The following is a 22,296-nucleotide window of genomic DNA, read 5'->3' as shown; positions in this document are numbered from 1 at the left end:
CGCGACACCATCGACGGTGCGCGACGCTCCTGGAACCCGTGAGGGTTCCGGCCGGTCGTCCCGTTCTGACTGCACGGGACACGGCACTCCGAGGGAGTCTACAGGCTGCTCAGGACGGCTTGCGACCGAGGTGCCCGCGGGTCCACTCCACCGCGTCCGCGTACCGGGCCTCCGCGCCGTGCCGGGTCGGCGTGTAGTACGTCCGGTCCTTGAGTCCGTCCGGGGCGTACTGCTGGGCGGCGATGCCCTCGGGCAGGTCGTGCGGGTACACGTAGCCCTGCCCGTGTCCGAGCTTGCCCGCGCCCTTGTAGTGGCTGTCGCGCAGGTGGGCCGGGACCGGTCCGGTGTGCCCCTTGCGCACGTCGTCCAGGGCGGCGCCGATGGCGGTGGTCGCGGCGTTGGACTTGGGGGCCAGCGCCAGGGCGATGGTGGCGTGGCTGAGGGTGAGGGCGGCCTCGGGGAAGCCGATCATGGCGACGGCCTGGGCGGCGGCGACGGCGGTCTGCAGCGCGTTCGGATCGGCCAGGCCGATGTCCTCGCTGGCCGAGATCATCAGGCGCCGGGCGATGAAGCGGGGGTCCTCGCCGGCCTCGATCATCCGGGCCAGGTAGTGCAGGGCGGCGTCCACGTCGGAACCGCGGATGGACTTGATCAGGGCGCTGGCGACGTCGTAGTGCTGGTCGCCGTCGCGGTCGTACTTCACCGCGGCCCGGTCGACCGTCTCCTCCAGCGTGGTCAGCCCGATCTCCGCCTCGCCCTTGTCGAGCGCGGCCCCGGCGGCGGCCTCCAGCGCGGTGAGCGCGCGCCGGGCGTCGCCGCCCGCGATGCGCAGGAGGTGCTCCTCGGTGTCCCCGGGCAGGGTGACGGCGCCCTTCAGGCCGCGCTCGTCGGTCAGGGCGCGGCGCAGCAGGTCCCGGACGTCGTCGTCGGTGAGGGGTTCGAGGGTGAGCAGGAGGGAGCGGGAGAGCAGCGGGGAGATCACCGAGAAGTACGGGTTCTCGGTGGTGGCCGCGATCAGGGTGACCCAGCGGTTCTCCACGGCCGGCAGCAGGGAGTCCTGCTGGGCCTTGCTGAAGCGGTGGATCTCGTCGAGGAAGAGGACGGTCTCCTTGCCGTACCCGCCGACCGCGCGGCGGGCGCCGTCGATGACCGCGCGGACCTCCTTGACGCCCGCGGTGATCGCCGACAGCTCGACGAACCGCTTGTTGGTGGCCTTGGAGACGACGTACGCCAGGGTGGTCTTGCCGGTGCCCGGCGGGCCCCAGAGGATGACCGACGAGGGCCCCGCGGGACCGGACGCGCCCTCGCCGACCAGGCGGCGCAGGGGGGATCCGGGCTTGAGCAGGTGCTGCTGACCGACGACCTCGTCGAGGGTGCGCGGGCGCATCCGCACGGCGAGGGGGCTGCCGGTCGGGTCCTTCTCCTGGCGTTCTTCGGCTGCGGCGGTGAACAGATCGGGCTCCACGCCTTGAACCCTAAATGACCGCACCGACAACGCGGCGGGCCCGGTGGGCCCGCCCGCGCGGAAGGCCGGTCAGCTGGTCCAGAAGTCCCACCAGCGGGTGAGGACCATCATGCCGATGATGCCGATGTGCAGTACCGGCAGGACCCAGGTGAACTCGCCGAAGAAGCCGCGCAGCCAGCCCGGCGCGGGCAGGAAGCCCTTGCGGACGTTGAAGGACGTCACGTACCAGAACATCAGGATCGTGGCGACCCAGGCCAGGCAGCACCACAGGCACAGCGAGTTGATCCGGTACAGGGACTGGAACTGCAGCCACGAGACGAACGCGACGCCGAACAGGCAGCCGGCGTTGAAGGTCAGCCAGTACCAGCGCGGGTAGGTGGCACGGGCCAGCAGGCTCATGCCGACGCAGATGACGATGCCGTAGGCGACGAGGCCGAGCATCGGGTTGGGGAAGCCGAAGACCGAGGCCTGGTCGCTCTCCATGATGTTGCCGCAGGAGACGACCGGGTTGAGGCTGCAGCCGGGCGTGAACGTGGTGCCGGCGACCTTGGCCTCGAGGATCTTCTGCTTGTCGATCGTGATGACCCATGCGGCGAGCAGGCCGGCCGCGCCCGTGATCACCAGCAGCAGCGCGAGGGCCCGGCTGCCGCCCTCGGTGCGCGGGGTGCGGGTGCCGCTGTCCGGCGCGGACTCTGCCACGGTGGAGACGTCCTTCACTGTCGTCTTGCTCATCACGCCGATTCCGTCACTGGGGAGTGGGACCTGCTTCGGGCAGGGGCCATTGTGCCGCACAAGCCTGTAGGGGCACCGTTCGATGAGCCTATGAACGGATCGGCGATCACTCCGGAGCGGCGCGTTCCGGCCACCACCCGTTCTTCAGGGGCACGCGCGAGCGAAAACGTGTGCCCCTGAAGGGTGTCGGCCCGCCAGCCGAGTCGGCCCGCTAGCCGAGCCTCGACTCCAGCTCCGCCACGATCTCGTTGACGCCGATCGCGGTCTGCTCGCCGGACTCCATGTCCTTGAGCTGGACGACGCCCTCGGCGAGGTCGCGCTCGCCCAGGACCAGGGTGTAGCGGGCGCCCGAGCGGTTGGCGGCCTTCATCGCGGCCTTGAGCCCCTTGCCGCCGTAGGAGAAGTCGGCGGCGACGCCGTTCTTGCGCAACTCGGTGACCTTGGCGAACAGGATCCGGCGGGCCTCCTCGCCGAGCGGGACCGCGAAGACGGAGGTGGCCGACGGGATGTCCAGTTCGATGCCCTCCGCCTCCAGGGCGAGGACGGTGCGGTCGACGCCGAGGGCCCAGCCGACCGAGGGCAGCGAGGGGCCGCCGATCATCTCGGACAGGCCGTCGTAGCGGCCGCCGCCGCCCACCGCGGACTGGGAGCCGAGGCCGTCGTGGACGAACTCGAACGTCGTGCGGGTGTAGTAGTCCAGGCCGCGCACCAGCTTCGGGTCGTCCTCGAAGACCACGCCCGCCGCCGTGATCAGCTCGCGCACCTCCTCGTGGTACGTCTTGCAGGCGTCGCACAGGTAGTCGCGCAGCAGCGGGGCGTCGGTGAGCTGCTTCTGGACGTCCGGGCGCTTGTCGTCCAGGACGCGCAGCGGATTGATCTCCGCGCGGCGCAGGGTCTCCTCGTCCAGGTCGAGTCCTCGCAGGAAGTCCTGGAGGGCGGCCCGGTAGACCGGGCGGCACTCCTGGTCGCCCAGGGAGTTGAGCAGGATGCGGAAGTCCTGCAGTCCGAGCGCGCGGTACGACTGGTCGGCCAGGATGATCAGTTCGGCGTCCAGGGCCGGGTCCTCGGCGCCGATCGCCTCGGCGCCCACCTGGGAGAAGTGGCGGTAACGGCCCTTCTGGGGGCGCTCGTAGCGGTACTGCGAGCCCGAGTACCAGACCTTCACCGGCAGGTTGCCCGCCTTGTGCAGGTTGGCCTCCAGGACCGCGCGCAGCACGGGAGCGGTGGTCTCCGGGCGCAGGGCGAGGCGGTCGCCGCCCTTGGTCTCGAAGACGTACATCTCCTTGGTCACGATGTCGGTGGACTCGCCGACGCCGCGCGCGAACAGCTCGACGTTCTCGAAGCCGGGCGTCTCGATGTAGCCGTAGCCGGAGTTGCGCAGCGGGGCGGCGATCGCCTCGCGGACGGCCAGGTACTTGGCGGAGTCGGGCGGCAGCAGGTCGTAGGTGCCCCTGGGGGCCTTGAAGGTGCTCACGGAAGGTCTCGTCACATTCCTCGTCGGGGCGCGTTCGGAGCGCCCTGGCCGGCCGCCACCTGCCGCAAGTACGGGTTGGTGGCGCGTTCCTGGCCGATGGTCGTCTGGGGGCCGTGTCCGGAGAGCACCACGGTCGAGTCGTCGAGCGGCAGGCACACGCGTGCCAGGGACTCGAGCATGTCGTCCATGGAGCCACCGGGGAAGTCGGTGCGTCCGATGGAGCCGGCGAACAGCAGGTCGCCCGAGAACATCACCGGCGGGATGTCCGCCGCCTCGGGCAGGCCGAAGGTCACCGACCCCTTGGTATGGCCCGGGGCGTGCGCGACGGTCAGCTCCAGGCCCGCCAGCGCCAGCTTCGCGCCGTCGGTCAGCTCCTTGACGTCGTCCGGCTCCCCCACGGTCAGCTCGCCCATGAGCGGCATGCCGATGCTGCGGCCGATCCCCTTCTCGGGGTCGCTCATCATGAAGCGGTCCTCGGGGTGGATCCAGGCCGGCACGTCGTGCGCGCCGCACACCGGGACGACCGAGGCGACGTGGTCGATGTGGCCGTGGGTGAGGACGACGGCGACGGGCTTGAGCCGATGCTTGCGGATCGCTTCCCCGACTCCGGGGGCCGCCTGGTGGCCCGGGTCGATGATCACGCACTCCTCACCGGCGGCGGGGGCGACGAGATAGCAGTTCGTCCCCCAGGCACCGGCGGGGAACCCGGCAATGAGCACGATCGTCCTTCGTTTGGGTCGGTACGGGTGGGCTTGCGAACGGGTCGCGCCCATGGTCAGAGCCTACCGGCGGTGCCGATTCCTCAGCGAACCCATATACGGTACGGGGCTACACGCCCACGGTCGGCTCATCGCACCCACGCGTACCGGTCGGCACACGAAGACGCATGAGGAGAGAACCCGGTGGTCACCCAGGAGCAGCGGCGGCGTCAGCTCGCCCGGGAGAAGTTCTTGCGGCAGCAGCAGCGACGCACCTCGGCGCGACGCAAGGCACGCATGCGCAACGCCGCCATAGCGTCGGTGCTCGGCGTGATTCTGATCGGCAGTGTCGCGCTGTACACGACCGGCGTGGTCCTGGGGGACGACGACGACAAGACGAACGCGGGCGCGGAGGTCACTCCGAGCGCCTCGGCGCCCAGCAAGGCGCCGGACCCGTGCGACAAGCCGGCCGAGGGCAAGGTCGAGACGCAGACCTGGAAGAAGGAGCCGGCGCTGACCGTCGACGAGTCGGCGAAGTACACGATGAAGCTGGCCACCACGTGCGGCGACATGGACATCGCGCTGAAGGCGAAGGCGGCCCCGCACACGGTCAACTCGTTCGACTTCCTGGCCGGCAAGGGCTACTTCGACCACACCAAGTGTCACCGGCTCACCACCGAGGGCATCTACGTGCTCCAGTGCGGCGACCCCACGGCCCAGGGCAACGGCGGCCCCGGCTACAACATCCCGGACGAGAACCTGAAGGACAAGAGCCTCAAGGACAACGTGTACCCGGCGGGCACGGTGGCGATGGCGAACACCGGCCAGCCGGACTCGGGCGGCAGCCAGTTCTTCCTCGTGTACCAGGACAGCCAGCTGCCCCCGAGCTACACCCCGTTCGGCACCGTCTCGAAGGAGGGCATGGCGGTACTGAAGAAGATCGCCGCCGCGGGAGCCCAGCCCGCGGACCCGACGACGGGCAACACCGCGCCCAACGCGACGGTCGTGATCGACAAGGCGACCGTCACGAAATCCTGATCCCCATCAGCGAAAGTTCGGTCGTGCGGGATGCGGACAGGCCACCCGCCGGTCGCCTATGTTGGCCGAGACGAAACTGTGGACGATGCCCGGGGGTAGCGAAGCCCTCCGCAGGCATCATGTGGAGGAGGCGCTGTGAGCAGCGACCCGTGGGGCCGCGTCGATGAGACGGGGACCGTGTACGTGCGTACGGCCGACGGCGAGAAGGTCGTCGGATCCTGGCAGGCAGGCTCCCCCGAGGAGGCACTGGCCTACTTCGAACGCAAGTACGAAGGCCTGGTTGTCGAGATCGGCCTCCTCGAGAAGCGGGTGAAGACCACCGACCTGTCGGCCAAGGACGCCCAGACCGCCGTCGACCACCTGCGCGAGCAGGTGGACGCCCACCACGCGGTCGGTGACCTGGAGGCCCTGCGGGCCCGGCTGGACCAGCTCGTCGCGCTCGTGGAGACCCGGCGCGAGGAGCGCAAGGCCCAGCGGGCCAAGCAGTCCGACGAGGCGCGCGGCGCCAAGGAGGCCCTGGTCGCCGAGGCCGAGGAGCTGGCGCGCTCGGACCAGTGGCGGGCGGCCGGTGAGCGGCTGCGGTCCCTGGTCGACACCTGGAAGGGTCTGCCGCGTCTGGACCGCAAGTCCGACGACGAGCTGTGGCACCGCTTCTCGCACGCCCGCTCGGCGTTCTCCAAGCGCCGCAAGCAGCACTTCGCGCAGCTCGACGCACAGCGCGAGGAGGCCCGGCGGATCAAGGAGCGGCTGGTCTCCGAGGCAGAGGCGCTGTCGAACTCGACGGACTGGGGACCGACGGCCGCGCGCTACCGCGACCTGATGTCCGAGTGGAAGGCCGCGGGCCGGGCCCAGCGCGAGCACGAGGACGACCTGTGGAACCGCTTCCGCGGCGCCCAGGACGTGTTCTTCGCCGCCCGCAGCTCGGTCTTCGCCGAGCGGGACGCCGAGCAGGCGGAGAACCTCAAGCTCAAGGAGGAGCTGGTCACGGAGGCCGAGAAGCTCGTCCCGGTCACCGACCTCAAGTCCGCCCGCGCCGCGTTCCGTTCGGTCAACGAGCGCTGGGAGGCCATCGGCCACGTGCCGCGTGACGCCCGGCCGAAGGTCGAGGGGCGGATGCACGCGGTCGAGCGGGCCCTCCAGGAGGCCGAGGAGGCCGAGTGGCGCCGGACCAACCCGGAGGCACGCGCGCGTGCCGAGGGTCTGACCGGCCAGCTCCAGGCCGCCGTGGACAAGCTGCGCTCCCAGGTCGAGCAGGCGCGCGCCCAAGGCAACGACGCCAGGGCCGACAAGCTCGCGCGTGAGCTGGAGGGCCGCCAGGCGCTCCTCGACCAGGCGCTCAAGGGACTGCACGAGTTCGGCGGCTGACGTCGCCGACCGGACACGAGAGGGGCTCCCGTACGGTGCGTACGGGAGCCCCTCTCGTGTGTGCGCCTGTGCGGCCCGCTACGACGGCCTGCGCGCCGAAGTCACCCGGTACACGTCGTAGACGCCCTCGACGCCGCGTACGGCCTTCAGGACGTGCCCCAGGTGCTTCGGGTCGCCCATCTCGAAGGTGAAGCGGGAGGTGGCCACCCGGTCCCGGGAGGTCTGGACGGCCGCCGACAGGATGTTGACGTGCTGGTCGGACAGCACGCGCGTGACGTCCGACAGCAGCCGGGAGCGGTCCAGCGCCTCGACCTGGATGGCGACCAGGAAGACCGAGGACTGGGTCGGCGCCCACTCGACCTCGAGGATGCGCTCGGGCTCGCGGGAGAGCGAGTCCACGTTCACGCAGTCGCTGCGGTGGACGGAGACGCCGCTGCCGCGGGTGACGAAGCCGATGATCGGATCGCCGGGCACGGGCGTGCAGCAGCGGGCCAGCTTGACCCACACGTCCTCGACGCCCTTGACGACCACGCCCGGGTCGGCGTTCGCCCGGCGCTTGCGGCCGCGGCCGCGGGACGGCGGCACCGACTCGTCGATCTCCTCGGTGGCCGCCTCCTCGCCGCCGAGCGCCTGGACCAGCTTCTGCACGATGTTCGGCGCGGAGACGTGGCCCTCGCCGATCGCGGCGTACAGCGCGGAGATGTCCGAGTAGCGCATCTCGTGCGCGAGCGTGACCAGGGAGTCGCCGGTGAGGATGCGCTGGATCGGCAGGTTCTGCTTGCGCATGGCGCGGACGATGGCGTCCTTGCCCTGCTCGATCGCCTCGTCGCGGCGCTCCTTGGAGAACCAGGCGCGGATCTTGTTGCGGGCGCGCGGCGACTTCACGAAACCCAGCCAGTCGCGCGAGGGGCCCGCGCCGGCCGCCTTGGAGGTGAAGACCTCCACCAGGTCGCCGTTGTCCAGGGTGGACTCCAGCGGCACCAGCCGTCCGTTGACCCGTGCCCCTATGGTGCGGTGGCCGACCTCGGTGTGGACGGCGTAGGCGAAGTCCACCGGGGTGGCCCCGGCGGGGAGCGCTATGACGTCGCCCTTGGGGGTGAAGACGAAGACCTCGTTGCGGGAGAGGTCGAAGCGCAGGGACTCCAGGAACTCCCCGGGGTCCTCGGTCTCCTTCTGCCAGTCCAGCAGCTGGCGCAGCCACGCCATGTCGTTGAGGTGGTCGTCCTTGCTCTTGCCGGAGGACCGGGGGGCGTCGGTGCGCACCTTGGAGGCGCCGGCGACGGCCTCCTGCTTGTACTTCCAGTGCGCGGCGATGCCGTACTCCGCGCGGCGGTGCATGTCGAAGGTGCGGATCTGCAGCTCGACCGGCTTGCCGCCGGGCCCGATGACCGTCGTGTGCAGCGACTGGTACATGTTGAACTTGGGCATCGCGATGTAGTCCTTGAACCGCCCCGGAACCGGGTTCCAGCGGGCGTGGACCGTGCCGAGCGCCGCGTAGCAGTCGCGGACGGTGTCCACCAGGACGCGGATGCCCACCAGGTCGTAGATCTCCGCGAAGTCCCGGCCGCGGACGATCATCTTCTGGTAGACGCTGTAGTAGTGCTTGGGGCGGCCGGTGACGGTCGCCTTGATGCGGGCCGCGCGCAGGTCCTGCTGGACCTCGTCGGTGACGACGGCGAGGTACTCGTCGCGCTTGGGGGCGCGCTCGGCGACCAGGCGGACGATCTCGTCGTACATCTTGGGGTAGAGGATCGCGAAGGCGAGGTCCTCCAGCTCCCACTTGATGGTGTTCATGCCCAGCCGGTGGGCGAGCGGCGCGTAGATCTCCAGGGTCTCGCGCGCCTTCTTCTCCTGCTTCTCGCGCTTGAGGTAGCGCATGGTGCGCATGTTGTGCAGGCGGTCGGCGAGCTTGATGACCAGGACGCGCGGGTCCTTGGCCATGGCGACGACCATCTTGCGCACGGTCTCGGCCTGCGCGGCCTCGCCGAACTTGACCTTGTCCAGCTTGGTGACGCCGTCGACGAGCAGGGTGACCACGTCGCCGAAGTCGCGGCGCAGGTCCTCCAGGCCGTACTCGGTGTCCTCGACGGTGTCGTGCAGCAGCCCGGCCATCAGCGTGGCCGGATCCATGCCCAGCTCGGCGAGGATGGTGGTGACGGCCAGCGGGTGCGTGATGTAGGGGTCGCCGCTCTTGCGCTTCTGGCCGCGGTGCCAGCGTTCGGCGACCTGGTAGGCGCGCTCGATCTGGCGCAGGGTCGCCGTCTCGATCTTGGGGTCGTTGCCGCGCACTATGCGCAGCAGCGGCTCGAGGACCGGGTTGTACGGGTTGGCGCGCTGGACGCCGAGGCGGGCGAGGCGGGCGCGGACGCGGTTGGAGGAGCCGGAGCGGGCGGGCTGCCCGGCGGGGGCGCGGACCACGGGCGCGTTCTGCGGGCGCTCGGCCGGCAGCGGCTTGGGACGCGGCTGCTGCTCGGCGGGCTTGTCGACCGGCGCGGCCGGGGCGTGCTGGATCGGCCCGTGCGTGTCGTTCTTCGCCTGGGGCGCGCTCGGCGCGGGCTTCGCCGCGGACGCCGAGGCGGACTCGGGCTTTGCGGCGGTCAGTGGCTGGGCCTCGTCTGGCAAGAGGACTCCTCGTGCGCGATCCGGGTCCCCCGGTCAGGCTCCGGATACCCCATGGTAGCGATCCTGCCCTCCAGGATCGCCTTCTGGCCAATGTGAGGGCCTGTGACGGCCGTCAACCCCTGCAACGCCTGGGGCGGGCGCCGGATTCCTCCGGGCCCGCCCCAGCGGTGCGGTTCGCGTGGTTCAGACCGTGAGCAGCGCCTCCAGCGGTGCCCCGGCCAGCGCCGGCTCCAGCCGGGCCCGCCCGTCGAGGAAGCCCAGCTCCATCAGGACGGCGAGGCCCGCGACCTCGGCCCCGGCCCGGCGGATCAGCTCCAGCGAGGCCTCGGCGGTGCCGCCGGTGGCGAGGACGTCGTCGACGACCAGCACGCGGTCGCCCGCGGTGAGGTCCTCGGCGTGCACCTCGATCTCGGCGGAGCCGTACTCCAGGTCGTACGCCTGGCTGAGCGTGGCTCCGGGGAGCTTGCCCGCCTTGCGCACGGGGATGAAGCCGAGGCCCGCCCTCAGGGCCACCGGGGCGCCGAGGATGAAGCCGCGGGCCTCCAGGCCGACGACCTTGGTGGCACCGGTGCCCCGGGCCACGTCGGCGAGGGCGCCGGTGAGCGCGGCGAAGGCCGCCGGGTCCGCCAGGAGCGGGGTGATGTCCTTGAACACCACGCCCGGCTCCGGGTAGTCGGCCACGTCACGGATGCGGCTGAGCAGCAGCTCCGTGATGCCGGTCGGCTCGGTCATCGGCGCTTCCCCGAGGGTCGGCCGCGGCCCCTGCCGCGGGACGCGGGCTGGTTGCGGGGACCGACGACCGCGGGCGCGGCGTCGTCCGGCTCGTCGGCGTCGTACGCCCCCTCGTCGGCCGCGGACTCCGCACTCTCGCCCTTGGCGGCCCCCTGGGCACGCTTGGCGAGGACCCGCTTCTTGAGGGCCTTCATCTGCGGCTCGGCCTCCTTGAGGTCGGCGACGAGCGGCGTGGCGATGAAGATCGACGAGTAGGCGCCGGCGGCGAGACCGACGAACAGCGACAGCGAGATGTCGTTGAGCATGCCGGCACCGAGGACACCGCCGCCGATGAACAGCAGGCCCGCCACCGGCAGCAGCGCGACCACCGTGGTGTTGATGGAGCGGACCAGGGTGCTGTTGATCGAGCGGTTGGCGATCTCCGCGTAGGTCCAGCGGGTCTGCTTGGTGATGTCCCGGGTCTGCTCCTTGAGGCTGTCGAAGACGACCACCGTGTCGTAGAGCGAGTAACCGAGGATCGTCAGCAGACCGATCACCGTGCCGGGCGTGACCTCGAAGCCGACCAGGGCGTAGATGCCCACGGTGATGGTGATGTCGTGGATCAGTGCGACGAAGGCGGCCAGTGCCATCCGCCACTCGAACGCGATCGCCAGGTAGATCACCACGAGGACCATGAAGATCCCGAGGCCCTGCCAGGCCTTGTTCGCGATCTGGTCACCCCAGCTGGGGCCGACCAGGTCGGCGTTGATCTTCTCCGCGGAGACGTCCAGGTTCTTGGAGAGGTCCTCCTTGATCTGGTCCGACTGCTGGGTGTCGGTGCCCGCGATCTGGATGCGGAGGCTGCCGTCGCCGAGCTTCTGGACGATGGCGTCGTGGCCGGAGGCCTCCTCCGCCCAGGTCTCGGTCTGGGCGACCGAGGCGCTCATGTTCTTCGGGGTGGTGAAGACCGCGCCGCCCTGGAACTCGATGCCCATGTGCAGGCCGCGCACCGCCAGGCCGACGATGGCCGTGATGGTGATGAGGATCGAGATGCCGTACCAGATCTTGCGGTTCTTGACGAAGTCGTAGCCGACCTCGCCGTGGTGCAGTCGGGCGCCGAGTGTGCCGAGCTTCGACATCTCTCACGCCTCCTTCGGGTCGACATGGCCGGCGGCAGGACGGGACGGACGGCGGGTGCGGCGCAGCGGAGGCTTGGCACCCAGGGCCTTGGGGTCGAGGCCGGACCACTTGTGACCGCTGGAGAAGAACTTGCGCCGGGCCATCAGCGTCAGCAGCGGCTTGGTGAAGAGGAAGACCACCACCACGTCGAGCAGGGTCGTCAGGCCGAGCGTGAACGCGAAGCCCTGCACCTTGCCCACGGTGACGACGAAGAGCACCGCGGCGGCGAGGAAGGACACGAAGTCGGAGACGAGGATGGTACGCCGGGCGCGCGGCCAGGCCCGCTCGACGGCGGGACGCAGCGTGCGGCCCTCCCGGATCTCGTCGCGGACGCGTTCGAAGTACACGATGAACGAGTCCGCCGTGATGCCGATGGCGACGATGGCACCGCACACGGCCGGCAGGTTCAGCGCGAAGCCGATGGTCGGGCCGAGCAGCGCCATGATCACGTACGTGAGGCCGGCCGAGACCAGCAGCGAGCAGACGGCGATGAACGACAGGCCCCGGTAGTAGAACAGCAGGTAGAGGACGACCAGGGCGAGACCGATCGCGCCCGCGATCAGACCGGCGTGGAGCTGCTCACCGCCGAGCGCGGCGGTGACGGTGGTGACGCTGTCCTCCTTGAAGGTCAGCGGCAGCGCGCCGTAGGACAGCATGTTGGCGAGGCTCTGGGCCTCCTCCTGGTCGAAGCTGCCGGAGATCTCCGCGTTGCCGCCGGTGAGCGCCTGGCTGACGTACGGGTCGGAGACGACCTCGTTGTCCAGGACGATGGCGAACTGGTTCTGCGGGGACTGGTTCTGCGCCAGCTTGCCGGTGATGTCCGCGAACTTCTTGCTGCCCTTGTCCGTGAACTTCATCGTCACGGTCCAGCCGGCGGCGGTCTGCGTGTTGTAGACGGCCTCGGCCTCGTCGACCTCGGTGCCGTCGACCGCGGCGGCGCCGAGGATGTACTTCTGCCACTGGCCCTGCGAGTTCTGGCCGCAGGCCACGGTCTGCTCGCTCGGCTTGGCGCCGTCGCCGGCCTTGGCGCGGGCGTTCTTGTCGGTGCAGTCCAGGGCCGCGTACTGCTGCTGCAGCTTGGCGGTGGCGTCGTCACCGGAGGCGCTGGCGCTCGGGGACGGGGAGGTTCCGTCGGAGCTGGTCGCGGACGGGCTGGGGTCGGCCTTCAGGGCGTCGCTGGCGGCGCGGCCCTGGCTGGTGGCGCTCGCCGAGGCGGAGTCGGACGGCGTGCCGCTCGCCTTGTCCCCGTCGGTGGCCTTGTCGCCGTCGGTGGCCTTGTCCGTGGCCTTGTCGGTCGCCTTGTCGGAGGCGCCGCCGGTCTCGCTCGCCGAGGGGGTGCCGGTCGCGTTGGCGCCGGAGAGTTCGGTGGCGAGGACCGGGCGGAAGTACAGCTTGGCGGTGGTGCCGACCTGCTGCCGGGCTTCCTTCGAGTTCGTCCCCTTGGGGATGTTGACGATGATGTTCCGGTCGCCCTGGGTCTGGACCTCGGCCTCGGAAACACCCAGACCATTGACACGGCGGTTCATGATCTCGACCGCGGTGTCCATGTTGGTCTTGTTGATCGCGGACTCCTGGCCCGCCTCCGGCACGGCCCGGAGCGTGATGCTGGTACCGCCCGCCAGGTCGATGCCGAGACGCGGAGTCGTGTGTCCGGAGGCGAACATGCCCCCGGTGAGCGCCACGATGGCGATCAGGATCAGGGCCAGCGAGCGCCCGGGCTTACTCTGAGCGCTCGCATTCTTTCCCTTTTTAGGTGCTACCACCTTTGTGTACTCCCTCTCGGGCCGCTTCGCGCCCAGAAGGCGTCACCGGCGGCCATCACATGGTGTCCGGATCCGTGCGAGCCGCGCGTCACGCGGGGTGCGCGGGAACCCGTCCCGCGCACCCCGGGGCACGGCTTACTTCGCCTCGGAACCGCCGTCGGACTTCTTCGCCTGCTCGTCCGTCTTCGCCTCGGCGGGCGCGGCGTCGACCTTGGGCTCGTCGGCCGTCTCGTCGGCGGGCTCGGCCTTCTTGCCGAGGTCGACGGACTTGTCGTCGGAGGCGTCGTCGTCGGAGGCGTCGGTCTCGGTGAGGGAGGAGGCGTCGTCGGGAACGACGTCCGCGTCGGACTTCAGGTCGTGCTCGATGCCGTGGACGATGCGGTTGTACTCGTCGTCGGTGAGGACGGCACCGATGGAGTTCTTGGCGAAGAGCAGCTCGACCCCCGGGCCGGCGTCGAGGAGGACGGTGTCGTCGTTGACCTCCTTGACCGTGGCGTACATGCCCCCGATGGTGCGGACACCGGTTCCGGGCTGCATCTCGTTCCGCATGTTGGCGGCCTGCTGCTGCTTCTTCTTCGCCGACCGGGTCATCAGGAACATGGCCCCGATGAGCACGATGAACGGGAGGAGGGTCACGAGACTCACGGGTCGGTACTTCCTTCACACGACCGCGATGGGGAGCGGCCTGATGGTTGGGGGTGTGTACACCGCCGACAAGGGCGGCATCGGCGGAGTCTAGGCGAGTCCGCGCGCATGGAACAACGCCCAGCATGGCACCGGGGTTCCTGCTCCGGCGAATGTGCCCCGCGTGAGCGGGTCGTCACGCCCCGAACAAGTCCGGTTGTCCGTTTCCTGAACTCTGCGGACGCGGCGGGGTGAGGCCGAGGTGTGCCCACGCGGCCGGAGTGGCCACCCGTCCGCGTGGGGTGCGGGCGAGCAGACCCTCCCGTACGAGGAAGGGCTCGGCGACCTCTTCCACTGTCTCACGCTCCTCTCCCACGGCGACGGCGAGCGTGGACAGGCCGACCGGTCCGCCGCCGAACAGCTTGAGGAGCGCCTCCAGCACCCCGCGGTCGAGGCGGTCCAGGCCCCGGGCGTCGACCTCGTACACGGCGAGGGCGGCCGAGGCGATCTCCTGGGTGATCCGGCCGTCGGCCTTGACCTGGGCGTAGTCGCGGACCCGGCGCAGCAGGCGGTTGGCGATGCGGGGGGTGCCGCGGGAGCGGCCGGCGATCTCGGCGGCGCCGGTGGCGTCGATCTCGACGTCGAGCAGACCCGCGGAGCGGTGCACCACGCGTTCCAGCTCGGCCGGTCCGTAGAACTCCATGTGGGCGGTGAAGCCGAAGCGGTCGCGCAGCGGGGGCGGCAGCAGGCCCGCGCGGGTGGTGGCGCCGACCAGGGTGAACGGGGGCAGCTCCAGGGGGATGGCGGTCGCACCGGGGCCCTTGCCGACGATGACGTCGACGCGGAAGTCCTCCATCGCCATGTAGAGCATCTCCTCGGCGGGCCGCGACATGCGGTGGATCTCGTCGAGGAAGAGGACCTCGCCCTCCTGGAGCGAGGAGAGGATCGCCGCGAGGTCGCCGGCGTGCTGGATGGCGGGGCCCGAGGTGATGCGGATGGGGGCTTCCATCTCGGCCGCGATGATCATCGAGAGGGTGGTCTTGCCGAGGCCCGGGGCGCCGGAGAGGAGCACGTGGTCGGCGGTCGCCCCGCGCGCGCGTGCGGCCCGCAGCACCAGGTCGAGCTGCTCGCGGACCTTCTCCTGGCCGATGAACTCGCCCAGGTCCTTCGGGCGCAGGGCCGCCTCCACGGCCTGGTCCTCGCCGTCGGCGGCCGCGCCGACCAGCCGCTCGGCGGCGGCCTCCGCGTCGGTCGTGTCGTCCCAGTTCACTTGATTCTCCTTGCCGTGCGCACCGGGTCGGTGGTGACGGGCGTGGTCAGCGGGCGCGGTTCAGCGTCTGCAGGGCGGCCTTGAGCAGCGCGCCCACCTGCGGCGTGCCCCCGGCGGCCTCGGCCTGCGGCGCCACGGCGGAGACGGCCTCGTCGGCCTCGCGGGTCGCGTACCCGAGGCCGATCAGGGCGGCGTGCAGCTGGTCGCGCCAGCCGGTGCTGACCGGGGCGCCCACGGCGGGGGCGCCGATGGGCTCGCCGAGCCGGTCCTTCAGTTCCAGGAGCAGCTTCTGCGCTCCCTTCTTTCCGATGCCGGGGACGGCGGTGAGCGCCTTCTCGTCCCCGGTGGAGACCGCTCTGCGCAGGGCGTCGGGCTGGTGCACGGCGAGCATCGCCTGGGCGAGGCGGGGGCCGACGCCGCTGGCGGTCTGGAGCAGCTCGAAGACCTGGCGCTCGTCGTCGTCGGCGAAGCCGTAGAGGGTGAGCGAGTCCTCCCGCACGACGAGGGAGGTGGCGAGCTTGGCGGGCTTGCCGAGCCGGAGGGTGGAGAGGGTGTTGGGCGTGCACTGCACGGCCATGCCGACGCCGCCGACCTCGACCACCGCGGCGTCGGGTGCGAGGGCGGCGACGGTGCCGCTGACGAAGGCGATCATGCGGGGCGGCCTTTCGACGGGTGGGAGTTCGGTGAGCGGCGCGGGCCCTGTGCGGTGTGCAGGGCGACGGCCTGCTGGAGGCGGTTCTGCGCGGGGGCGCGCCAGATGTGGCAGATGGCGAGGGCGAGGGCGTCGGCTGCGTCGGCGGGCCTGGGCGGGGCGGCGAGCCGGAGCAGGCGGGTGACCATGGCGCCGACCTGTGCCTTGTCGGCGCGGCCGCTGCCGGTGACGGCGGCCTTCACCTCGCTCGGGGTGTGCAGGGCGACGGGGATGCCGCGGCGGGACGCGCACAGGATCGCCACGGCGCTGGCCTGGGCGGTGCCCATCACCGTGCGGACGTTGTGCTGGCTGAAGACGCGCTCGACGGCGACGAACTCCGGCCGGTGCTCGTCGAGCCACTGCTCGATGCCCTGCTCGACGGCGACGAGGCGGTGGCCGAGGTCGGCGTCCGCGGGCGTGCGGACGACGCCGACGCCGATCATGGTGAGCGGCCGGCCCGCGACGCCCTCCACGACGCCGATCCCGCAACGGGTCAACCCCGGGTCCACCCCCAGTACGCGCACCAGCAGGCCCCTCTCGTCGATCACCTGTTTGTGCAGGCTATCGGGTGCCACCGACAACGCGACGGGCCGACGGGTGGTGTCCCCGTCGGCCCGCTGAGCACAGGGCGCGGCCTATGCGTCCACCTTCTCCATGATCTCGTCGCTCACGTCGAAGTTGGCGAAGACGTTCTGCACGTCGTCGCTGTCCTCCAGGGCGTCGATGAGCCGGAAGATCTTCCGCGCGCCCTCCTCGTCGAGCTCGATCTGCATGGTCGGGACGAAGTTGGCGTCGGCGGACTCGTAGTCGATGCCGGCCTCCTGGAGGGCGGTGCGGACCGCGACCAGGTCGGTGGCCTCGCTGAGCACCTCGAAGGACTCGCCGAGGTCGTTGACCTCCTCGGCCCCCGCGTCCAGGACGGCGCCGAGGACGTCGTCCTCGGCCAGCTCGCCCTTGGGTACGATCACGACGCCCTTGCGGTTGAACAGGTACGACACCGAGCCGGGGTCGGCCATGGAGCCGCCGTTGCGGGTCATGGCGACGCGGACGTCGGAGGCGGCGCGGTTGCGGTTGTCGGTGAGGCACTCGATGAGCACCGCGACACCGTTGGGACCGTAACCCTCGTACATGATCGTCTCGTAGTCGGCGCCGCCGGCCTCCAGGCCGCCGCCGCGCTTGACCGCGGAGTCGATGTTCTTGTTGGGGACCGACTGCTTCTTCGCCTTCTGGATGGCGTCGTACAGCGTCGGGTTGCCCTCGATGTCGACGCCGCCCATGCGCGCCGCGACCTCGATATTCTTGATCAGCTTCGCGAAGAGCTTGCCGCGCTTGGCGTCGATCACGGCCTTCTTGTGCTTCGTCGTAGCCCATTTAGAGTGGCCGGACATCTGCCTGTCTCCTTCGCGTAACCCATCTCCTGCAACGAACGCAGGAATCCTACAAGGACTGAGCCGCCCGGTTCGCGCGCACCATGTCGGCGAAGAGCCGGTGCACGCGGTGGTCGCCGGTCAGTTCCGGGTGGAACGACGTGGCCAGCGCGTCGCCCTGGCGGACGGCGACGATGTGGCCGTCGTGCTCGGCGAGCACCTCGGCGGCGGCGCCCACGGACTCGACCCAGGGGGCACGGATGAAGACGCCCTCCACGGGCTCGCCCCCGACGCCCTCGACGTCGACGGCCGCCTCGAAGGACTCGTTCTGCCGCCCGAAGGCGTTGCGGCGCACGATCATGTCGATGCCGCCGACCGTCTCCTGCCCGGAGCGCGGGTCGAGGATCTTGTCGGCCAGCATGATCATGCCGGCGCAGGTGCCGTAGACGGGCATGCCGTCCCGCACGCGCGCGCGGAGGGGTTCCATCACGCCGAAGAGGACGGCGAGTTTGGAGATGGTGGTGGACTCGCCGCCCGGGATGACCAGGCCGTCCACCTCGGCGAGTTCTTCGGGGCGCCGCACCGGCCTGGCCACGGCGTCGGCCACGGCCAGGGCGACGAGGTGCTCCCGTACGTCGCCCTGGAGGGCCAGGACGCCGATGACGGGGGTGTCACTCATGGATCGGGGTCCTTACCAGCCGCGGTTGGCGTAGCGCTCGGTCTCGGGGAGGGTGTCGCAGTTGATGCCGACCATGGCCTCGCCGAGGTTGCGGGACGCGTCCGCGATGATCTTCGGGTCGTCGTAGAAGGTGGTCGCCTTCACGATGGCGGCGGCGCGCTTGGCCGGGTCGCCGGACTTGAAGATGCCGGAGCCGACGAAGACGCCCTCGGCACCGAGCTGGCGCATGAGCGCGGCGTCGGCGGGGGTCGCGACGCCACCGGCCGAGAAGAGCACCACGGGGAGCTTGCCCAGCTCGGAGACCTCCTTGACCAGCTCGTACGGGGCGCGCAGCTCCTTGGCGGCGGCGTACAGCTCGTTGTTGTCGTAGCCGCGCAGCCGGGCGATCTCGTTCTTGATCTGGCGCAGGTGGCGAACGGCCTCGACGACGTTGCCGGTGCCGGCCTCGCCCTTGGAGCGGATCATCGCGGCACCCTCGGCGATCCGCCGCAGGGCCTCGCCCAGGTTGGTGGCGCCGCAGACGAAGGGGGTGGTGAACGCGAACTTGTCGCTGTGGTTGACCTCGTCGGCCGGGGTGAGGACCTCGGACTCGTCGATGTAGTCGACGCCGAGGGACTGCAGGACCTGGGCCTCCACGAAGTGGCCGATGCGGGACTTGGCCATCACCGGGATGGACACGGCGCCGATGATGCCCTCGATCATGTCCGGGTCGGACATCCGGGCCACGCCGCCGTCCTTGCGGATGTCGGCGGGGACGCGCTCCAGGGCCATGACGGCCACGGCGCCCGCGTCCTCGGCGATCTTCGCCTGCTCCGGCGTGACGACGTCCATGATGACGCCGCCCTTGAGCTGCTCGGCCATGCCGCGCTTCACGCGGGCGGTGCCGGTCTCGGGTGCCTGGTTTTCGGAGAGCGTGCTGGACACGGGTACCTCGCTGGGGAGAAGGGGGGTTGTGCAGCAACGAGGAAACGTGAGGCGAGCAGGCCACAGCAAGGGCCAATGAGAAGGCGGTGGATCGTTTTCGTCCCCCGGGCGCTACGCCGCCCGCTCCACCAGGGCGGCCGGCGACTCGTCGTCCATCTCGAAGGCCAGCGGGAAGGGCGCGTGCCCGGCGAGGCGGAACCAGCGGACCTTTCGGTGCTCACGCAGCCTGCGGGCCGCCCCCACCGCGTCGTTGTGGAAGCGCCGGGCCATCGGCACCCGCCGTACGGCCTCGGCCAGTTCGTGGGCCGCCGCCTCCCCCCCGGGCGCCTCGCGCAGTACGTCCACCTGCTGCGCGTCGGCGAACACGGCGCGCAGGGCCTGGCTCAGCTCGCTCTCGGCGACCTCCCGCAGCTCCTCCTCGGCCTGCCGGGCGGCGTGCGCGGCCTCGTAGAGGACCATGGAGGCGGCCGGGTCGAGCACGCCGGAGGTGGCGAGTTCCTGGGCCACGGACGCCCTGCGCAGCAGCTGTGCGTCCAGGGCGGCACGGGCGGCGTCGATCCGGGCGTGCAGCCGGTCCAGGCGGCCCGCCGTCCAGCTGAGGTACAGGCCGACGGCGACGAGGACGACCAGGATCCAGATGAGGGTTGCGGTCACGGGCCGCAACCCTATCGGTGGGCGGGACTGTCCCGGCGGGTCAGTCCCTCGCCAGGCCGAAGCGGGCGCGCAGGCCCGTCGCCCGGTCGTCCGTCGCCACCGCCGCCGCTCCCGCGGTCACCGTCTCGTAGACGGACAGGATGTCCGCGCCGACCGTGGACCAGTCGAAGCGCCGGACGTGGGCGCTGCCCCGCTCCCGCAGTGCGGCGCGCCGCTCCGGGTCGGCCAGCAGGCGTACGGCCGCCTCGGCGAGGGCGTCGGCGTCCTCGTTCGGGAAGAGTTCGCCGGCCGCGCCCTGGTCGAGGACCTGGGCGAAGGCGTCCAGGTCGGCGGCGAGGACGGGGGCGCCGGCCGACATGGCCTCGACCAGGATGATGCCGAAGCTCTCGCCGCCGGTGTTGGGCGCCACGTACAGGTCGACGCTGCGCAGGAAGCGGGCCTTGTCCTCGTCGCTGATCATGCCGAGGAACTCCACGCGGGAGCGCAGCTCCTTCGGCAGGCTCTCGACGGCCTCCTCCTCGTCCCCGCGCCCGGCGACGAGCAGTCGGGTCCGCGGCCGGGCGGCGAGGATCGCGGGCAGCGCCCGCATGAGCACCGGCAGGCCCTTGCGGGGCTCGTCGATGCGCCCTATGAAGCCGATCGTGTCGCCCTGCCACTCGGGGTTCGGCTCCGCGTCGGCGAAGAAGTCGACGTCGACGCCGTTGGGGATGACGACCGCGTCGCCGCCCAGGTGCTCGACGAGCGTGCGGCGGGCGTACTCGCTCACGGCGATCCGGGCGCTGATCTTCTCCAGGGCGGCCTGGAGGATCGCGTACGCGGCGATCATCGCGCGGGAGCGCGGGTTGGAGGTGTGGAAGGTGGCCACGATCGGGCCCTGCGCCGCCCAGCAGGTCAGCAGGCCCAGCGAGGGCGAGGTCGGCTCGTGGATGTGGATGACGTCGAAGCCGCCCTCGTGCAGCCAGCGCCGGACCCGGGCCGCCGACAGGAAGCCGAAGTTGAGCCGGGCCACCGAGCCGTTGTACGGCACCGGCACCGCGCGGCCCGCGGAGACGACGTACGGCGGCAGCGGCGTGTCGTCGTCGGCCGGGGCGAGGACGGACACCTCGTGGCCGAGCCGGACGAAGTACTCGGCGAGGTCCCGGATGTGGAACTGGACGCCGCCCGGCACGTCCCAGGAGTACGGGCAGACGATGCCGATCCTCACGACGCGCCGCCCCGCCCGTCGGCCACCCCCGGTGCCTTGGCGGGGTCGAGGTCCTTCAGCCACAAGCGCTGCAGCATGTGCCAGTCCTCCGGGTGGTCGGCGATCCCCGTGGCGAAGGCATCGGCCAGCGCCTGTGTCATGACAGACGTCTTTTCGGCCCGGGTGCCTGACTCGGGCACCTCGACCGGCGGGTGCACCCGGCCCTGCATCACCGGCGAGTCGTCGTACCAGAGCGTCACCGGCAGCAGCAGCGCGCCGGTCTGCTGGGCGAGCAGGGCGGGACCGGCCGGCATCCGGGCCGTCTCGCCGAAGAAGCCGACCTCCACGCCGGAGGCGGACAGGTCGCGGTCGGCGACCAGGCAGACCAGGCCGCCGTCGCGCAGCCGCCGGGCCAGCGTGCCGAAGGCGGTGCCGCCGCTGTGCGGCAGGACCTCCATGCCGAGGCCCTCGCGGTAGGCGACGAAACGGTCGTAGAGGGTCTCCGGCTTGAGGCGCTCGGCGACGGTGGTGAACGGGATGCCGAGCTTCGTGGTGACCCAGGCGCCCGCGAGGTCCCAGTTGGCCAGGTGCGGCAGGGCGAGTATCACGCCCTTGCCGGCGTCCATGCCGTCGGTGAGGTGGTGCAGGTCCTTGGGCGCGAAGCCGCCCTTGATCCGCTCGGTGCTCCACGCCGGAAGCCGGAACGACTCCATCCAGTAACGCAGGTACGAGCGCATGCCCGCGCGCGAGAGGGCGGCGAGCCGCTCGGGGCTCGCGCCGGGCACCACGCGCGCGTAGTTGCTCTCCAGGCGGCGCACCCCCGCGCCGCGCCGCTTCCAGGCCACATCGGCGATGGTGCGGCCGAGGCGCACGGCGGCGGGCTCGGGGAGCTTCTTCACGGTGCCCCAGCCGGCGCCGTACAGGCCGTCGGTCAGCCGGTCCCGAGCGCTCACTTGGCCGCCTCGGTGCCCTGGCTCTGCTGCGCGGCGGAGTCCGCCTCGGCGGCCTCACGGCGGACCGTGACGACCCGCTGGACCAGCGTGACGAGGCTGCCGACGGCGACGATCCACAGGGCGATCGGCAGCAGGTACTGGATGCCGGGCACGCCGAACTTGTGCAGCCCGGCGAATCCGGCGGCGACCAGCGAGATGACGAGGCGCTCGGCGCGCTCGACCAGCCCGTTGACGGCGACCGGCAGGCCGATCGCCTCGCCGCGCGCCTTGGTGTACGAGACCACCTGGCCGCTGGCCAGGCAGAAGATCGACACGGCGCACAGCACGATGTCGTCACCGCCGCCCGCGTACCACAGGGCGAGGCCGCCGAAGATCGCGCCGTCGGCGACCCGGTCGAGGGTGGAGTCCAGGAACGCGCCCCAGCGGCTGGAGCGGCCCAGCTGGCGGGCCATGTTGCCGTCGACCAGGTCGGAGAAGACGAAGAGGGTGATCACCACCGTGCCCCAGAAGAACTCACCCATGGGGTAGAAGACCAGCGCACCCGCGACCACACCGGCGGTGCCGAGGAGCGTGACCGTGTCCGGGCTGACGCCCCGGCGGATGAGAAACGCGGCGAACGGTGTGAGGACACGCGTAAAAAATGCACGCGCGTACTTGTTCAGCATGGCCTTCCCGACGGTCGGTGTGGCGCCGCGGCCCTTGCTGGCCACCGGCTGGCCCATCGTAGTCACGCGCGCGCCCGGACGGTGGCCGGGCACCCTGAGCCCCCGCCGGGCGGCCGGTGGCCGCCGGGATCGGGTCCTTCGTATGGACGCGGCGTGACGGGAGTGGAAAGCTCGAAGGACCGCGGGCGTCGCCGGAGCCGCCAGTGCACGCGGTCCCGCGTGTCCGCGCCCACAGCGAC

Annotated in this window: 21 protein-coding genes; 2 read left to right on the top strand and 19 right to left on the bottom strand. The window is 71.1% G+C overall.

From position 1 onward, the window contains the following. Positions 1–109: 109 nt before the first annotated feature. From Sru02f_RS11525 to Sru02f_RS11510, 4 genes are all read right to left on the bottom strand, one after another. Positions 110–1,465 carry a replication-associated recombination protein A gene (locus Sru02f_RS11525; protein ID WP_109033942.1) on the bottom strand — a complete coding sequence of 452 codons (1,356 nt, stop codon included), beginning with the start codon at positions 1,463–1,465 and terminating at the stop codon, positions 110–112. A gap of 69 nt (positions 1,466–1,534) precedes the next feature. Then, positions 1,535–2,197, bottom strand: coding sequence for a vitamin K epoxide reductase family protein (locus tag Sru02f_RS11520; RefSeq protein WP_164276556.1), 663 nt, complete (start codon positions 2,195–2,197; stop codon positions 1,535–1,537). A gap of 211 nt (positions 2,198–2,408) precedes the next feature. Continuing rightward, positions 2,409–3,671: a histidine--tRNA ligase gene (gene hisS / locus Sru02f_RS11515; protein ID WP_109033939.1), complete on the bottom strand. Its 1,263-nt coding sequence runs from the start codon at positions 3,669–3,671 to the stop codon at positions 2,409–2,411. 11 nt (positions 3,672–3,682) lie between these two features. Beyond that, positions 3,683–4,390 (bottom strand): MBL fold metallo-hydrolase, encoded by a 708-nt coding sequence (locus tag Sru02f_RS11510; protein WP_109033937.1) that lies wholly within the window; start codon positions 4,388–4,390, stop codon positions 3,683–3,685. Positions 4,391–4,573: 183 nt separating this feature from the next. Here Sru02f_RS11510 and Sru02f_RS11505 point away from each other — a divergent pair, with 183 nt between their 5' ends. Then, a complete protein-coding gene (locus tag Sru02f_RS11505; RefSeq protein WP_109033935.1) occupies positions 4,574–5,407 on the top strand; it encodes a peptidylprolyl isomerase in 834 nt (277 codons plus the stop codon). Between the two features lie 135 nt (positions 5,408–5,542). Next, a complete protein-coding gene (locus Sru02f_RS11500; RefSeq protein ID WP_109033933.1) occupies positions 5,543–6,772 on the top strand; it encodes a DUF349 domain-containing protein in 1,230 nt (409 codons plus the stop codon). Between the two features lie 78 nt (positions 6,773–6,850). On the opposite strand, the gene relA is transcribed toward Sru02f_RS11500, so the two are convergent. The 15 genes from relA to pgsA form a co-directional block, all read right to left on the bottom strand. Then, positions 6,851–9,394 (bottom strand): GTP pyrophosphokinase, encoded by a 2,544-nt coding sequence (gene relA, locus Sru02f_RS11495; RefSeq protein WP_109033931.1) that lies wholly within the window; start codon positions 9,392–9,394, stop codon positions 6,851–6,853. 183 nt (positions 9,395–9,577) lie between these two features. Then, on the bottom strand, positions 9,578–10,126 hold the full coding sequence (locus tag Sru02f_RS11490) for an adenine phosphoribosyltransferase (RefSeq protein WP_109033929.1): 549 nt from the start codon (positions 10,124–10,126) through the stop codon (positions 9,578–9,580). Continuing rightward, positions 10,123–11,244: a protein translocase subunit SecF gene (secF, locus tag Sru02f_RS11485; protein ID WP_003977312.1), complete on the bottom strand. Its 1,122-nt coding sequence runs from the start codon at positions 11,242–11,244 to the stop codon at positions 10,123–10,125. Before secF ends, Sru02f_RS11490 begins: the two co-directional genes overlap by 4 nt. 3 nt (positions 11,245–11,247) lie before the next feature. Then, positions 11,248–13,047 carry a protein translocase subunit SecD gene (gene secD / locus Sru02f_RS11480; protein ID WP_167469724.1) on the bottom strand — a complete coding sequence of 600 codons (1,800 nt, stop codon included), beginning with the start codon at positions 13,045–13,047 and terminating at the stop codon, positions 11,248–11,250. 135 nt (positions 13,048–13,182) lie between these two features. Beyond that, positions 13,183–13,692: a preprotein translocase subunit YajC gene (gene yajC / locus Sru02f_RS11475; RefSeq protein ID WP_109033927.1), complete on the bottom strand. Its 510-nt coding sequence runs from the start codon at positions 13,690–13,692 to the stop codon at positions 13,183–13,185. 175 nt (positions 13,693–13,867) lie between these two features. After that, a complete protein-coding gene (gene ruvB, locus Sru02f_RS11470; protein ID WP_109033925.1) occupies positions 13,868–14,941 on the bottom strand; it encodes a Holliday junction branch migration DNA helicase RuvB in 1,074 nt (357 codons plus the stop codon). A gap of 46 nt (positions 14,942–14,987) precedes the next feature. Further along, complete coding sequence (ruvA, locus tag Sru02f_RS11465; protein WP_109033924.1) at positions 14,988–15,593, bottom strand: Holliday junction branch migration protein RuvA; 606 nt, start codon at positions 15,591–15,593, stop codon at positions 14,988–14,990. Continuing rightward, the gene (ruvC, locus tag Sru02f_RS11460) at positions 15,590–16,156 is read right to left on the bottom strand and encodes a crossover junction endodeoxyribonuclease RuvC (RefSeq protein WP_109034131.1); all 567 of its coding nucleotides are present in this window, start codon (positions 16,154–16,156) and stop codon (positions 15,590–15,592) included. Before ruvC ends, ruvA begins: the two co-directional genes overlap by 4 nt. 111 nt (positions 16,157–16,267) lie before the next feature. Further along, the gene (locus Sru02f_RS11455) at positions 16,268–17,020 is read right to left on the bottom strand and encodes a YebC/PmpR family DNA-binding transcriptional regulator (protein ID WP_109033922.1); all 753 of its coding nucleotides are present in this window, start codon (positions 17,018–17,020) and stop codon (positions 16,268–16,270) included. A 49-nt stretch (positions 17,021–17,069) separates the two neighbouring features. Then, on the bottom strand, positions 17,070–17,678 hold the full coding sequence (pdxT, locus tag Sru02f_RS11450) for a pyridoxal 5'-phosphate synthase glutaminase subunit PdxT (protein ID WP_109033921.1): 609 nt from the start codon (positions 17,676–17,678) through the stop codon (positions 17,070–17,072). Positions 17,679–17,690: 12 nt separating this feature from the next. Then, on the bottom strand, positions 17,691–18,602 hold the full coding sequence (gene pdxS / locus Sru02f_RS11445) for a pyridoxal 5'-phosphate synthase lyase subunit PdxS (protein ID WP_109033919.1): 912 nt from the start codon (positions 18,600–18,602) through the stop codon (positions 17,691–17,693). 111 nt (positions 18,603–18,713) lie between these two features. After that, positions 18,714–19,256, bottom strand: a complete 543-nt coding sequence (locus Sru02f_RS11440; protein WP_109033917.1) for a hypothetical protein — start codon at positions 19,254–19,256, stop codon at positions 18,714–18,716. 40 nt (positions 19,257–19,296) lie between these two features. After that, positions 19,297–20,460, bottom strand: coding sequence for a glycosyltransferase family 4 protein (locus Sru02f_RS11435; RefSeq protein WP_109033916.1), 1,164 nt, complete (start codon positions 20,458–20,460; stop codon positions 19,297–19,299). Then, on the bottom strand, positions 20,457–21,392 hold the full coding sequence (locus Sru02f_RS11430) for a phosphatidylinositol mannoside acyltransferase (RefSeq protein ID WP_109033914.1): 936 nt from the start codon (positions 21,390–21,392) through the stop codon (positions 20,457–20,459). The genes Sru02f_RS11435 and Sru02f_RS11430 overlap by 4 nt, the downstream gene beginning before the upstream one ends. Further along, on the bottom strand, positions 21,389–22,114 hold the full coding sequence (pgsA, locus tag Sru02f_RS11425) for a phosphatidylinositol phosphate synthase (RefSeq protein ID WP_109033913.1): 726 nt from the start codon (positions 22,112–22,114) through the stop codon (positions 21,389–21,391). The genes Sru02f_RS11430 and pgsA overlap by 4 nt, the downstream gene beginning before the upstream one ends. Between the last annotated feature and the right edge of the window lie 182 nt (positions 22,115–22,296).

Origin of the sequence: Streptomyces rubrogriseus, assembly GCF_027947575.1 — a bacterium.
Classification (GTDB): domain Bacteria; phylum Actinomycetota; class Actinomycetes; order Streptomycetales; family Streptomycetaceae; genus Streptomyces; species Streptomyces rubrogriseus.
The sequence above is the reverse complement of the archived record's forward strand: the minus strand, read 5'-3'. Positions and strand labels throughout refer to the sequence as shown.